The sequence below is a fragment of the Flexivirga sp. genome, from assembly GCF_035551235.1.
In the GTDB taxonomy this organism is placed as follows: domain Bacteria; phylum Actinomycetota; class Actinomycetes; order Actinomycetales; family Dermatophilaceae; genus Flexivirga.
On sequence record NZ_DASZNO010000047.1, the window covers coordinates 42,180 to 56,154 of the forward strand.

At 68.0% G+C, this 13,975-nt stretch carries 9 protein-coding genes; 2 read left to right on the top strand and 7 right to left on the bottom strand.

Going from position 1 to position 13,975, the window contains the following annotated elements; translation table 11 throughout:
• The first annotated feature begins 14 nt into the window (after positions 1 to 14).
• A complete protein-coding gene (locus tag VG502_RS16795) occupies positions 15 to 812 on the top strand; it encodes an ABC transporter permease (protein ID WP_325551229.1) in 798 nt (265 codons plus the stop codon).
• Here VG502_RS16795 and VG502_RS16800 read toward each other — a convergent pair.
• The 3 genes from VG502_RS16800 to VG502_RS16810 all read right to left on the bottom strand — a co-directional run bounded on the left by VG502_RS16800 (position 764) and on the right by VG502_RS16810 (position 7,548).
• Positions 764 to 3,766 (bottom strand): bifunctional [glutamine synthetase] adenylyltransferase/[glutamine synthetase]-adenylyl-L-tyrosine phosphorylase, encoded by a 3,003-nt coding sequence (locus VG502_RS16800; protein ID WP_325551230.1) that lies wholly within the window; start codon positions 3,764 to 3,766, stop codon positions 764 to 766. The genes VG502_RS16795 and VG502_RS16800 overlap by 49 nt on opposite strands.
• Positions 3,763 to 5,100 (bottom strand): glutamine synthetase family protein, encoded by a 1,338-nt coding sequence (locus VG502_RS16805; protein ID WP_325551231.1) that lies wholly within the window; start codon positions 5,098 to 5,100, stop codon positions 3,763 to 3,765. The genes VG502_RS16800 and VG502_RS16805 overlap by 4 nt, the downstream gene beginning before the upstream one ends.
• A gap of 126 nt (positions 5,101 to 5,226) precedes the next feature.
• Positions 5,227 to 7,548 (bottom strand): immune inhibitor A domain-containing protein, encoded by a 2,322-nt coding sequence (locus VG502_RS16810; RefSeq protein WP_325551232.1) that lies wholly within the window; start codon positions 7,546 to 7,548, stop codon positions 5,227 to 5,229.
• Between the two features lie 253 nt (positions 7,549 to 7,801).
• Here VG502_RS16810 and panB point away from each other — a divergent pair, with 253 nt between their 5' ends.
• Positions 7,802 to 8,662, top strand: a complete 861-nt coding sequence (panB, locus tag VG502_RS16815; RefSeq protein WP_325551233.1) for a 3-methyl-2-oxobutanoate hydroxymethyltransferase — start codon at positions 7,802 to 7,804, stop codon at positions 8,660 to 8,662.
• On the opposite strand, the gene VG502_RS16820 is transcribed toward panB, so the two are convergent.
• From VG502_RS16820 to xylA, 4 genes are all read right to left on the bottom strand, one after another.
• On the bottom strand, positions 8,602 to 9,855 hold the full coding sequence (locus VG502_RS16820; protein WP_325551234.1) for an MFS transporter: 1,254 nt from the start codon (positions 9,853 to 9,855) through the stop codon (positions 8,602 to 8,604). The genes panB and VG502_RS16820 overlap by 61 nt on opposite strands.
• A 61-nt stretch (positions 9,856 to 9,916) precedes the next feature.
• A complete protein-coding gene (locus tag VG502_RS16825) occupies positions 9,917 to 10,465 on the bottom strand; it encodes a DUF402 domain-containing protein (protein ID WP_325551235.1) in 549 nt (182 codons plus the stop codon).
• A 34-nt stretch (positions 10,466 to 10,499) separates the two neighbouring features.
• Positions 10,500 to 12,728: a beta-glucosidase gene (locus VG502_RS16830; RefSeq protein ID WP_325551236.1), complete on the bottom strand. Its 2,229-nt coding sequence runs from the start codon at positions 12,726 to 12,728 to the stop codon at positions 10,500 to 10,502.
• Positions 12,729 to 12,746: 18 nt separating this feature from the next.
• Positions 12,747 to 13,928, bottom strand: a complete 1,182-nt coding sequence (gene xylA, locus VG502_RS16835; protein ID WP_325551237.1) for a xylose isomerase — start codon at positions 13,926 to 13,928, stop codon at positions 12,747 to 12,749.
• Positions 13,929 to 13,975 lie beyond the last annotated feature (47 nt).

Sequence of the window (13,975 nt, forward strand, 5' to 3'; positions counted from 1 at the left end):
CGATACTGCGGGACATGACTTTGGTGCAGGTGCACGGGTGGCACGACGACGTGGTCGTGTTGCTCTTCGTGATCGTCAGCACGCTGCTCGCGGCGGGCATCGTGCGCTGGGGACGCCTCGGCAGCGGTCTCGGCCAGCTGACCGCCGGGTTCCGTGCGTGCGTCCAGCTCGCGATCGTGGGGCTCGTGATCGGCGCGGTCCTGGGCTCCTGGCCGCTGTCGCTGCTGTTCTGCGCACTGATGCTCGCGGTTGCCGCCTACACCAGTGCGCACCGGATCCTCGGCCGCGCGACCTGGTGGACCCTCGTGCCGATCTGCGGCGGCGCGGTCCCCGGGGTCCTCGGGATTCTCGCGACCGGGCTGGTGCCGCTGAAACCGATCGCCGTCATACCGGTGCTCGGGATCGTCGGCGGCAACTCGATGACCGCGACCTCCCTGTCCGGCAAGCGGATCCACGAGGCACTGCGCACCCGGTACGGCGAGTTCGAGGCGGGCCTCTCCATCGGGCTCGGGTCGGCCGAGGCCGCGGACGTGGTCGCCCGCGACGACGCGGCACTCGCGTTGATCCCCGGGATGGACCAGACCCGGACGGTCGGGCTGGTCACCCTGCCCGGTGCGTTCGTCGGCGCCCTGCTCGGCGGCGCGAGCGCGTGGGAGGCGGCAGCCGTTCAGTTGCTCGTGCTGGTGACTCTCCTTGTCGCGCAGGCGATCTCGGTGCTGCTCACGACCGAGCTGACCATCCACGGGCGGCTCGGAGTCATCGGTCAGCGCGTCGGGTCGGCGTCCCGGTCGGCGTCGGGAAGAGTGCCGTAGAACTCCTGCTCCACGACCTCACGTGCCCGCCGGGACACCCGCAGGTAGCGCTCGGACAGCTGGTACCCGGAGCCGACCGGCGAGCCGAGGATGCGTGCGATGCCGTCGGCGTCGGCGAGCGATCCCGGCAGCGAGTCGACCGGGCGGCCGCGCCAGAGCACCGAGGCGTTGCGCAATCTGCTTGCCAATGCCCACGCTTCGCGCAGTTTGGCGGCGTCGTCCGCGTCGATCAGCCCGTGTTGTGCCATCGCCAGCAGCGGTGACGTGGTGCCCGTATGGCGCAGCTCGGGGATCTCGTACGCATGCTGCAACTGCGCGAGCTGGACGGTCCACTCGACGTCCGACAAGCCGCCGCGTCCGAGCTTGAAGTGGGTGCGGACATCGCCGCCACGCGGGATCCGCTCGGCCTCCATCCGGGCCTTGAGCATCCGGATGGCGCGGACGGCCTTCTCGTCGATGCCGCCCTCCGGCCAGCGCAACGGGTCGATCAGCTCGGTGAAGCGCACGCCGAGGTCCGCGTCACCGGCGACCGGTGTGGCCCGCAGCAGTGCCTGTGCCTCCCAGCCCTCCGACCAGCGTTCGTAGTAGGCGGCGTAGGACTCGATGGTGCGCACGATCGGCCCGGCCTTGCCCTCCGGACGCAGGTCCGCGTCGACGACGAGGGCCGGGTCGGGACCACCGGCGCTCAGGCCGTTGCGCAGATAGGTCACCGTCTCCTCGGCCTGGCTCTGGGCGAGCTGCGGGTCGGCGTCCGGCAGCGGCTGGTGCACGAACATGACGTCGGCGTCCGAGGCGTAGGCCATCTCGGCGCCGCCGAGCCTGCCCATGCCGATGATCGTGATGACGGTGGAAAGCGCTTGCCCGCTTGACTTCTCGACATGCCGGATGGCCAGCTCGAGGGTGCCCTGCAACGTTGCCGCCGCGAGGTCCGTCAGGGCACGCTCCACCGCGTCGAGCTCCAGCCGACCGGTCAGGTCCGCGACCGCGATGCGGATCAGCTCGGTGCGCCGGGCGGACCGGACGGCCAGCAGTGCGGCATCGTCGTCGTCCGGCTGCCGGTCGACCGCTGCGCGGATCACCGTCAACAGCTGCTCACGGGTCATCGGGTGCAATGCCTGCGTCGACCCGAAGACGCGCACCGCCGACGGGGCGTTCTCGAGGAGCTGACCGACATACCGGCTGCCGGCCAGCGCCTTGGCCAGCGTCTCGGCCGCACGGCCCTCGTCGCGCAGCATCTTCAGGAACCAGTGTGTGGAGCCGAGCGCGTCGCTGAGCTTGCGGAAGGCGAGCAGTCCGAGATCGGGATCGACCTCCTCGGCGAACCACTGCAGCATCACCGGCAGCAGCGTGCGCTGGATGGCTGCCCGGCGGCTCACTCCGACCGTGAGGGCCTCGACGTGACGAACGGCGCCCTTGGCGTCGCGGAAGCCCAAAGCCGCGAAGCGATCCTGCGCACTCTCGGGGGTCAGCCGGGCGTCGTCGCGGGACAGCTTGGCGACCGCCGACAGCAGCGGCCGGTAGAAGATCCGTTCGTGCAGGCGACGCACCTGGGCCGCCTGGTCCCGCCACTGCTTCAGGACGTCCGTCTCGGGGTCGGCGCGCAATCCGACCGACCGGCCGAGCGCGCGCAGCTCGGCCGAGCTGCTCGGGATCAGGTGGGTGCGACGCATGCGGGACAGCTGGATCCGGTGCTCGAGCACCCGCAGCCGTCGGTAGGCCTGGTCGAGTTCGTGCGCGTCGACACGTCCGATGTAGCCGCCGCGCGAGAGTGACTCGATCGCGGCCAGCGTCCCGCGGTTGCGCAGCCGGTCGTCGGTGCGTCCGTGCACCAGTTGCAGGAGCTGCACACTGAATTCGATGTCACGCAGTCCGCCGGGGCCGAGTTTCAGCTGACGTCCCACCTCCGCCTGCGGCACGTGGTCCTCGACGCGCCGTCGCATCGCCTGCACGTCCTCGACGAAGTGATCACGATCGGCGGCGCGCCAGATCATCGGCTGGATCGCGGCCAGGTATGCCGAGCCCACCTCCTCGTCGCCGGCGATGGGCCGCGCCTTGAGCAGCGCCTGGAACTCCCAGGTCTTGGCCCATCGCTCGTAGTAGGCGCGGTGCGACTCCACCGTCCGGACCAGCGGGCCCTGCTTGCCCTCGGGGCGGAGCGCCGGATCGACCGGCCAGAGCGACCCCTCACCGGTGGCGTCGGAGCACGCGCGCATGATCTCGGTGGCCAGCTTGTTGCCGACCGCGAGCGCGTCGGCCTCCCCGACGCCGGGCGCCGGCTCGGCGACGAAGATGACGTCGACGTCGCTGATGTAGTTGAGTTCCCGGCCGCCGCACTTGCCCATCCCGATGACGGTCAGCCGGCAGCTGTCGGCGTCCTCGACCGTGTTGCGCGCGATGCGCAGCGCGGCGGCGACCGCCGCACCGGCCAGCTCCGAGAGCGCTTCGGCGATGACCGGGAACTGCTCCACCGGGTCCTCGGTCAGGTCGACCGCGGCGATGCGCAGCAACTGTCGGTAATAGGCGACGCGCAGCGCGTCATACCCCTCGACGCCGGTGGCCTCGCCGACCGCCTCGGAGAGTGCGACATACAGGGCCTCCCGGCCGGGCACCCCGGCCGACACGATCTCCGGCCACTGCTCCGGATGCCGCACCAGGTGGTCGGTGAGCGCCGTCGAGGCGCCCAACAACCTCACCAAGCGGTCCCAACCGTCGCGGTTGTGGCTGAAAAGCGCTGTCAGCCGGTCGAATTCGGCCTTCGGCAAAACTTCGCCCAGTCGCACCAGCCCCAGCAGGGCGTGGTCCGGTGATGCCGCCTGGGACAACGATGCGACGGCCGGCCCGACCAGCTCCGGCCCGATCCGCAACTCCGCGACCATGCCCTCGGCCCGCTCGGCCTCGGTGAATCCGGCCCGGGCCAGTACGGACCGGGAGACGGTGCCTGCTGTTCGGCTCACAGCGTGCCCAGGTAGCGATCCAGCTCGTATTGGGTCACTTGGTCGCGGTAGGCCGCCCACTCGGCACGCTTGTTGCGCAGGAAGAAGTCGAAGACGTGCTCGCCGAGCGTCTCGGCGACCAGCTCGCTGTGCTCCATCAGGTGGATGGCGTGATCCAGCGACGCCGGCAGCGGCTCGATGCCCATGGACCGCAGCTCGCGGTCGGTCAGCGCCCACACGTTGTCCTCCGCCTCCGGGGGCAACTCGTAGCCTTCGTCGACGCCCTTCATACCGGCCGCGAGGACCAGCGCGTAGGCGAGGTAGGGGTTCGCCGCCGAGTCCAGCGACCGTACCTCGATCCGGGAGCTCTGCCCCTTGGACGGCTTGTACATCGGCACCCGCACCATCGCACTGCGGTTGTTGTGGCCCCAGCACACGTGCGCAGGTGCTTCGGCGCCGCTCCAGATCCGCTTGTAGGAGTTGACCCACTGGTTGGTCACCGCACTGATCTCACCGGCGTGCCGGAGGATGCCGGCGATGAATCGCCTTGCGGTTGCTGAGAGTTGGTATGGCGCCCCCGCCTCGAAGAAGGCGTTGCGGTCGCCCTCGAAGAGCGACACGTGGGTGTGCATGCCGGAGCCGGGCGCGTCGGCCAGCGGCTTGGGCATGAAGGAGGCGAAGACGCCCTGCTCGAGCGCGACCTCCTTGATGACCGTCCGGAAGGTCATGATGTTGTCCGCGGTGGTGAGCGCGTCGGCATACCGCAGGTCGATCTCGTTCTGGCCGGGACCGGCCTCGTGGTGCGAGAACTCGACCGAGATGCCCATCTGCTCCAGCAGCGTGATCGCCGAGCGCCGGAAGTCGTGCCCCGTGCCGTGCGGCACGTGGTCGAAGAAGCCGGAGTTGTCCACCGGCACCGGCGGGCGGCCGGGCTGGATGTCCTTCTCGAAGAGGTAGAACTCGATCTCGGGGTGGGTGTAGAAAGTCAGCCCCTTGTCGGCGGCCTTGCCCAGCGCCCGTTGCAGCACGTAGCGCGGGTCGGCCAGGCTCGCCGAACCGTCGGGCAGCCGGATGTCGCAGAACATCCGTGCGGTGCCGGGGTTCTCACCGCGCCACGGCAACACCTGGAAGGTGTCCGCATCGGGCAGCACCAGCATGTCGGACTCGTAGACACGGGCCAGCCCCTCGATGGCGCTGCCGTCGAAGCCGATGCCCTCCGCGAAGGCTCCGTCCAGCTCCGCCGGAGCGACCGCCACCGACTTCAGGGTGCCGAGCACGTCGGTGAACCACAGTCGGATGAAACGGATGTCGCGTTCCTCGATGGTGCGAAGGACGTATTCCTGCTGTCGATCCATAAAGGAATCCTGCCTTACCTCGGAATATCGAGTGCGATGACCTGACACACAAGCGCAGAACGGCCCGGGGGACAACTCCCCCGGGCCGACTGCGAGACGCGTTGTGCGCCTCGTGCCTGCAGCGAACTACTTGGTGAACTTCACCTGGACCCGCAGGCCGTCGCCCTGCTTGCCCTTGACCACGATCTGCGTGCCGCTACCCGCGACCTGCACCGAACCGGTCGGGTTCAGGCTCGACCAGTAGGCGTCCGCCACGCTGTCGTCGAACATCGGGACGCCCGCCTTCTTCGGCAGGTCCAGCGTCGTGCCCTTGCGGTGCAGTGTGAACTTGTCCGTCTTGTCGACACCGAACGTCGAGTCGTAGGACTGGATCCGGTTGGACGCGACCTCGCCGGTCTTCCAGACGACGGGTGCCGGGTGCGCGTCGACCGGGAGCACCTGACCGCGCCCGGGGTGCTGCGAGGTGTTGTTGTCCTCGTACTCGTTGTCGATGTACCAGACCAGCAGGCCGTCCTGGTAGGGGTAGTGCTCCACCCAGTCGGCCTTGTCGCCGGTGAACCCGAAGTTGTACGGGCCGGTCTTCAGCGTGGCGTCGTATCCCGCGTAGCGACGGGACTCGGCCAGGTAGTAGTGCGTGGCCGTGACGGTGTTGCTGCCCGTCATACGGGCGAAACCGTCTGCGGTCCAAGCGGATTCGGTCGACTCGACGTCATCGGTCGTGGCCGTGCCGTCGATCGTCACCGCAAGGTCGTCCAGGAAGGCGCCATCGTTGTGCACGCCGCCATCGGTCTGGTAGGCGAAACGGAAGAGCACCGACTTGCCGACATACGGAGTCAGGTCGAAGTTGACCGTGCTCCACTCCTTCTTGGTGCCGGTCACACCATCACCGACGGTCGTCCAGGTGGACCCGCCGTCGGTCGAGACCTGGCCGTAGAGGAAGTCGTAATCCTGCTCGATGTCGTACCACGCGGCGGCGGACACCGAAGCCGACGTCGCACCGGTGAGGTCGATCTCGCGCGAGAGGGTGTTGTTGAGGTTGTCGGCGCTGCCGCTCCACCACTCGTACGAGCCGGACTTCGGCGTGTTGTAGTCGGTGGTGATCTCCTTGTCCGGCAGGCTGACCGCGACCGCCTGGGGCTTCTTGCTGTTGTCCAGGTCGGCCGGACCGAGCTTGACGTCGGTGTTCTCGCCATACTTCACGGTCTGCAGGTCGCTCCAGCCGAGCTGCACCTTGGACCAGGCGTCCATGTAGCCGGGGGTGGTGCCGATGGAGTCCTTGCCGTGGTTGAGCCACGAGCCACTGCTCATCAGGCTCCAGAAGCCGACGGTGTTGTCGCCGCCGCCGGAGGTGTCGTAAAGATCCGGCAGTCCGAGATCGTGCCCGAACTCGTGTGTGAAGACACCGAGGCCACCGTTCTCCGGCTCCGTGGTGTAGTCCGAGACCCAGATGCCGGTGTCGCCGATCTGGACACCACCGGACTTGTTGCCCTCGGGCCCCGAGGTGCCGTAGCCGGTCTGCACGGCCCAGCGGTGCGACCAGATCGCGTCGTCGCCCTCAGCTCCGCCGCCGGCCTCCTCGCCCTCACCGGCGTGCAGCGCCTCGTAGTGGTCGATGTAGCCGTCGGGCTCGTTGAAGTCGCCGTCGCCGTCGTAGTCGTAACGGTCCCAGGAGTCGAACTGCTTGAGCTCGGCCTTGATCTCGTCCTTGGTCTTGCCGGATTCGATCTGCTTGTCGTACCAGGAGGTCAGCGAATCCTGCACGAAGGACCAGTAACCCTCGGCTTCGCTGGTGCCGTCACCCTTGACCGGGTTGTGCCCGTAACGCGCTTCGTTGTATGGAACCTTGACCCAGTCGCTGACCGTGGTGTCGACCTCGAAGCGCCCCTGCGACTGGTCCTTGTAGAAGTTCTTGAACGACTCACCGGCACCGTTGAACAGGTCGTCGTAGTGCGACTGGTTGAAGTCGTCCACCCAGTAGGTCGAGTTGTTCTTGGTGCGGTCGGGCTCGGGGATGGTGTTGTGCAGCGGCCCCTCGGTGCCCCCGGTGGCCGCTTTGGTCTGCGTGCCGAACTCCGCAAGCGTGGTGAAGATCTTGGTCGACTGGTTGGGGTCGTACTGGACGTACTTGCCCTTCTTGGCCTTCGTCCCCTTGCCACGCTCGGCGTGGGTCCTGGCGGACTCGGGCGCCTGCAGCTCGATCACCTTCTTACCGGCGATCGTCTTGATCTTTGCCTTGCCCTTGACGAGCTTGTCGACCGCGGCCTGGCGCTCCGCAGCCTGCTTCTCGGCCCGCGGGTTGGGCAGGTTGTCCGAGCGATGTGAGAGGCCGGGTCCGGCCGATGGGATCGCCTGCGCATCGGCGGGCTGGGTGAGCCCGGCGATGGCGAAGGACGCCGTTGCGGCGAAAGCCGTGGTACCGGCAATCGTCTTGAAGACGCGTCTTGTCACTGTTCCTCCTGGTGAGGTTCTGCTGCGAAGCCCACGGCACACAGTGAGCTGCGTGCCGTGGCCACGCAGCTCAGATCTCCTGTGCTTGTTGAACTTCGCAATGAAACGACCGCCTCCGACGGGGGTGTGAGGCGGGCCGGGATCAGCCTGCCGAGTTCTGTGCGAAATCGCGGCTGATCATCAGGTTCCTTTAATCTTTCTGTGCATTGCCTTTACCGTTCGCTTACCTTCGGCTCGCCGATAGGGTCGCTGTATGACGGAAAAATCCTCAGAAGTCAGCGCCCCGTACGGCACCGGGGCCCAGGCCGCCCCACAGCGACGGGTCCGGGTTCCGCACCTACAGGCGAAGAAGGCCAAGGGTGAGAAGTGGGCCATGCTCACGGCATACGACATGTATGCCGCGGAGATCTTCGACGAGGCGGGCATCCCGGTGCTGCTGGTCGGCGACTCCGCGGGCAACAACGTCTTCGGTTTCGAGACCACGGTGCCGGTGACCGTCGATCACCTCGTGCCGCTCACGCGTGCGGTCGCAACGGCGACCTCGCGGGCCATGGTGGTCGCGGACCTGCCGTTCGGGTCCTACCAGGCCAGCCCCCAGCAGGCCCTCGCCACCGCGACCCGCTTCATGAAGGAGGGGCTTGCCCACGCGGTGAAGCTCGAGGGCGGCAAGCCGATGGTTCCCGAGGTCGAGTTGCTGGTGCGTGCCGGCATTCCGGTGATGGGTCACATCGGCTTCACGCCGCAGAGTGAGCACGTGCTCGGCGGCTACCGCGTGCAGGGCCGCGGCGACGGTGCCGAGCGGCTGCTCGAGGACGCCCTCGCACTGCAGGAGGCCGGTTGTTTCGCCATCGTCATGGAGATGGTCCCGGCACCCGTCGCGCGCAAGGTCACCGAAGCGCTGGCGATCCCGACGGTCGGCATCGGGGCGGGTCCGGACTGCGACGCGCAGGTGCTCGTCTGGCAGGACATGGCCGGCCTGCGTGGCGGCAAGGCGCCGCGCTTCGTCAAGAAGTATGCCGACCTGCGCGGGGAGCTCGGTCGAGCGGCCCAGGACTACGCGCGCGAGGTCGCGTCGGGCGAATTCCCCTCTGCTGAGCAGAGTTTCGAGTCCTGAGACCGTGGTGGCCCGCTTCCCTTCGTGGGCACGGACCACCACATGACCGCGGCGGCCAGCAGCCCGAACACGCCCGAGACGACGATCCCGGCGGCCAGGGCTGCGGCCGCGGTCACCACGGAGAGGACAGCCGGGCCGATCGTTGCTCCGGCATCGGACAGCTCGCGCCAAATGCCGAGGAACTGTGCCCGTCCGACCGACGGTGAGAAGTCGGCGCCGAGCGTCATCACCATGCCGGAGCCGATGCCGTTGCCGAAGCCCAGCAGGCAGGCAACGAGGCACAGCAGGACCGCACCGTTGGTCAGCGGGATCGCCATCATCGACAGCCCCATGACGAGCATCGACGGCACCGTCACCCAGCGCCGGCCGAAGACGTCCATCACCTTGCCGGCCGGATAGAAGACCAGCATGTCGATGCCACTCGCGATACCGGCGATCACCGAGATGGCCTGGGCCGACAGCCCGAGGTGCTCGGCCCACAACGGGATGACCGCCTGACGCGTCGCGCGGATCATCGCGACCAGCAGGATCCCCATGCCGACCGTGAGGAAGATCCGCTTGTAGTCACGTGCGACGGCGCGCACGGTTGCCGCGCCCTTCGCCTGAGCCGCATCGCCGGTGTGTGCCGGCAGGTCCTGCAGCGATGCCCCGGCGACACCCGCGACGGCCAGGGCCACGACGCACACGGCATACGCACCACGCAGGTGCCAGAGGCCCATCGCGGCCGCACCGGCGAAGGGCCCGAGGAACATGCCGACCCGCATCACTCCGCCGAGGGTCGACAGCGCCCGCGCCCGATAGTGCACGGGCACGGCTTCGGTCAGGTAACTCTGGCGGGCGAGCATGAAGACCGAACCGCTGATTCCCATCAGGAACGCGCCGATTCCGAACAGCACCAACGTGTTTGCCGCCATACAGACGGCCGCGGCAGCGACACCGACGACGGAGGCGCCGATGATGGCGTGCCGCTCGCCATACTTCGCGGTGATCACCGAACTCGGCACATTGAACAGCAGCGAGCCGATGTTGAGCAGCGTCACCATGAGGGCTGCGGCAGCCACCGAACCGCCGAGATCGCGCGCCGACAGCGGCACGACCGGGAGCATCGCGCCCTCGGCCATCCCGAAGAGCAGTGACGGAGCGTATGCCGGGATCGCCAGTCGTTTCAGGTCGAACTCCGGCGTCTCACTCATCGTTAGCCAGTCTAACGATCTCCCGGACGCAGCGTTGTCGACGGGTGAGGGTGGCGAGAACTCAACGCATCGGCGGCAGCTCGAGGGCTTGCCCCTCGGCCAGCCGCGCCGTGCCGGCGTCCAGCAACGACGACGGCGTCGCGGTCAACCGCAGCTCCAGGGATCGCACCTCCTCGAGCGCACGGGCTCGTGCGATCCGGCCGATCCGGCCGCGGGCACAGGCCCGCTCGAACTCGTCCTCGTCATCGACGCCGAAGGTGCCGTCCGCATCGACATACGGATCCAGTTCGAGGTCGTCGTAGGACCAGAGGTCGCCGAACCGCAAGGGCGGCGTTGCGATGTCGATGTCGACGCGGCGCTTTGCACCCTGCACCCAATGAGCGACGTACCAGCCGTCGGCCGGCAGGAGCACGACGCAGGAGCGGCCGACGAGCTGTTCGTCCTGGGCGACCTCACAGGTCTCCCTGCGGCCATCCGGATGGACGCCGGTGAAGGTCGAGTGCGCCGGCGTGTAGACCCACGAGCCGTAGTGATCGCGGCCGAGGACATAGCCCCGCCAACTGCCCGAACCCGCCGGCCGCTTCCACTTCTGGATCGTGACGACGTCCATGTCCCAATTGTCCGTCGGTTCGCAGCCCTTCCAATTACTCGGCGGCGGCAGACCTTTCGATGAGCGCGTCCAGTGTCGGCACGGCATCGCCGAGACCGAACATCTGCATCGCCTTCTGCATCTCCATCGATCCCATGATCCGCAGCACCGCGGGATCGTCCTGGATCAGCGCCGCTTCCTTCTGCGGCAGGTTCGCGGCCAGGGACTCCACCAGCACCGTGCCACCGACGATCGGATGATCCAGCCACTCGTCGACGGACGACGTATGCGACAACGGCCGCACCGGCTCGTTGCCCGTCAGCGAAATCGTCTGCGCTGCAACGATGTCGTGCGCGTTCTCGCCGATCTCGACCCGGTAGTCGCCGGCCGGCACGACCCACGCGTGATCGGCGACGTCCCAGTACGCGAACGCCCGGTCGTCCAGGACGAACGTCACCTCACGCGACTCCCCGGGCTCGAGCCGAACCGACTCGAACGCCCGCAACTCCCGCACCGGACGGTGCACGGGTCCGGTGCCGGTGCCGACATACAACTGCACGACGTCGCGTCCGGCCCGATCGCCGGTGTTGGTCACGGTCACGGTGGCGGTCGCCGCGTCGTCGCCCGTCACCTCGACGGCCAGGTCCGACACGGCGAACGAGGTGTAGCTGAGACCGTGACCGAACGGGTAGCGGACGTCGGTGCCGGTGCTCTCGTAGCCGCGATACCCGACGAAAACGCCTTCGCCATAACGGACCTGCTGGTGATCACCCGGGAAGTTCAGGTAGGCAGTCGTATGACGCAGCTCCTTCGGCACCGACTCCGCGAGATGCCCGGAAGGATTCACCCAGCCGTAGAGCAGGTCCGCGGTAGCGCCTCCGCCGGCCTGGCCGAGCAGGAAGCAGTCGAGGATCGCGTCGACGTTCTCGTGCCACTCCTCCACGGTCACGATGCCGCCGTGTGACAACACCACCACCGTGCACCGCGCGGTCTCCGCCACCGCGTTGATGAGCCGGATCTGCTCGGCCGGCAACGAGAGCCGATCACGGTCGAAGCCCTCGGACTCCTCGTGGTCGGGCAATCCGGCGAAGATCACCGCAACGTCGGAGGTGGCTGCAAGGTGCACGGCCTCGTCCCGCAACAGCGCAGCGTCACCGGAGCCGTCGAGGGCGAAACCCGGTGCGAAATCGACGTTTTCAGCCACCGCGCCGATCTGGTCGAGTGCCGCATCGACCTGCGTCGCGTTGATGTGCGAACTGCCACCGCCTTGAATACGCGGCGTGCGCGCGAACTCGCCGATCACCGCGACTCGCTGCGTCGGCTGCAGCGGCAACGCAGCCGCGACATTCTTCAGCAGCACCGCACACGATCGCGCGGTCTCACGGGCGATCCGGTGCTGGGCCGCCTCGTCGAACGCGGGCATCCGATCGGCAACCCACCTGTGCAACGCCAGGACCCTGCCGACCGCCCGGTCGAGGTCCGCCTCGTCGAGACTCCCGTCGGAGACCGCCGCCGTGATGGCGTCCACGGCTGCCTCGACGGGTCCCGGCATCTGCAGGTCGAGGCCCGCCGCGACGGATGCCACCGGGTCGCAGGTCGCGCCCCAGTCCGAGACCGTCGCGCCGTCATACCCCCACTCCTCGCGCAGCAGGGTCGTGAGCAGCCACGGGTTCTGGGTCGCGTGCAGGCCGCCGAGCAGGTTGTATGACGCCATGACCGTCGCCGGCTCCGCCCGCTGCACCACGGCCTCGAACGCCGGCAGGTAGATCTCCCGCAGCGTGCGATCATCGACGATCACGTCGACCCGCATGCGGTCGGTCTCCTGGTTGTTCGCCGCGAAGTGCTTGACCGAGGCACCCACACCCGCGCCCTGCTGGCCCTGAACATGCGCGACTGCGAGCTCACCGGCCAGCAGCGGGTCCTCCGAGTAGTACTCGAAGTTGCGACCGCACAAGGGCGAGCGCTTGATGTTGACACCCGGTCCCAACACGATGTCAACACCCAGCGAACGCGCCTCTCGCGCAACACTTTCACCGATCCGGCGTGCGACCGCGCGGTCCCAGCTGCAGCCCACCGCGACTGCCGGCGGGAAGCAGGTCGCCGGTGACGCGGAGTTCAGGCCCAGCTCCTCACCGACGGCATGCCGCACACCGTGCGGACCGTCGGCGACCTGCACACTGCCGATCCCGTGCTCGGGCGCGTCCGTGGTGGTCCAGAAGTTCTTGCCGACCAGCAGGCTCGCCTTCACCCGGACCGGGACCGCGCTCAGGTCGACGTCAGGCATCTCGACCACCGTGTTCCGTCAGCGCCCGGTGAGGTGCTCGACCGCGAGCTGGTTGAGCTTCACGAAACCGTAGTCACGCTCGGCCGCCTGCTGCACGTCGAAGCCGTCGTCCGCGGCGAGGAAGTCGCTGAGCGACTCACCCGCCGCCAGGGTCGGCTCCTGCAGCGCGGTGACGCCTGCGTACTCCATCGCCTCGGTGACCCGGGAGTCCGCGCGGAAGGCACGCGCCTTCTCGGCGAGGTGCAGGTAGGTCGACATACAGGCGCGCGCCGAATCCCACACCCCTGCCATGTTCTCGGTGCGCGACGGCTTGTAGTCGAAGTGCCGCGGGCCGGTGTAGCGCGGAGCGTCCGGCTGGCCCGGGAAGCCGTTCTCCAGCAGGTCGACGGTGAAGAACGCCGACAGCAGGTCACCGTGCCCGAAGACCAGGTCCTGGTCGTACTTCAGCCCGCGCTGCCCGTTGAGGTCGAGGTGGAACAGCTTGCCGCTCCACAGCGCCTGCGCGAGCTGGTGGCTGTAGTTGAGGTTGGCCATCTGTTCGTGACCCGTCTCCGGGTTCAGGCCGACGATGTCGCCGTTGTCGAGCTCGGCGATGAACGCCAGGGCGTGCCCGACCGTGGGCAGGAAGATGTCGCCGCGGGGCTCGTTCGGCTTGGGCTCCAACGCGATTCGCAGGCCGTACTTCTTCTCCTTGATGTATGCCGCAACCGTGTCCAAACCCTCCTTGTAGCGCTCGAGTGCGGCGTGCACGTTCTTGCTGCCGTCATACTCGGCGCCCTCCCGGCCGCCCCACATCACGAACGTCTCGGCGCCGCACTCGGCGGCCAGGTCGACGGCCTGCAGGATCTTGCGCAGCCCGAAGCGGCGCACCCCGCGGTCGTTGCTGGTCAGTCCACCATCCTTGAAGACCGGGTGGGTGAACGTGTTGGTCGTGACCATCTCGATCGTGATGCCCGACTCGTCGCACGCCTTCTTCAACTGGTCGACGCGCGACCGCTTGGTCGACTCGTCGGCGTCGAAGGGAAAGACGTCGTTGTCGTGGAAGGTGATGCCCCAGACGCCGAGTTCGGCCAGGTGCTTGACGTACTCCCACGGCTCGAGGGGTTCACGCGATGCGGTGCCGAACGGGTCGACGCCGGTCCAGCCGACGGTCCACAGACCGAAGGAGAACCTGTCGTCGGGGGTGGGTGCCTGTGCCATGGGGATTCCTGCTTCCTGGTAGTTGTCGATCAAGTTGTATGGCGCCA

Coding starts and splice junctions, on each gene's coding strand:
- VG502_RS16795 (WP_325551229.1), top strand. CDS start 15: ATGACTTTGGTGCAGGTGCACGGGTGGCACGACGACGTGGTCGTGTTG.
- VG502_RS16805 (WP_325551231.1), bottom strand. CDS start 5,100: ATGGATCGACAGCAGGAATACGTCCTTCGCACCATCGAGGAACGCGAC.
- panB (WP_325551233.1), top strand. CDS start 7,802: ATGACGGAAAAATCCTCAGAAGTCAGCGCCCCGTACGGCACCGGGGCC.
- VG502_RS16820 (WP_325551234.1), bottom strand. CDS start 9,855: ATGAGTGAGACGCCGGAGTTCGACCTGAAACGACTGGCGATCCCGGCA.
- VG502_RS16825 (WP_325551235.1), bottom strand. CDS start 10,465: ATGGACGTCGTCACGATCCAGAAGTGGAAGCGGCCGGCGGGTTCGGGC.
- VG502_RS16830 (WP_325551236.1), bottom strand. CDS start 12,728: ATGCCTGACGTCGACCTGAGCGCGGTCCCGGTCCGGGTGAAGGCGAGC.
- xylA (WP_325551237.1), bottom strand. CDS start 13,928: ATGGCACAGGCACCCACCCCCGACGACAGGTTCTCCTTCGGTCTGTGG.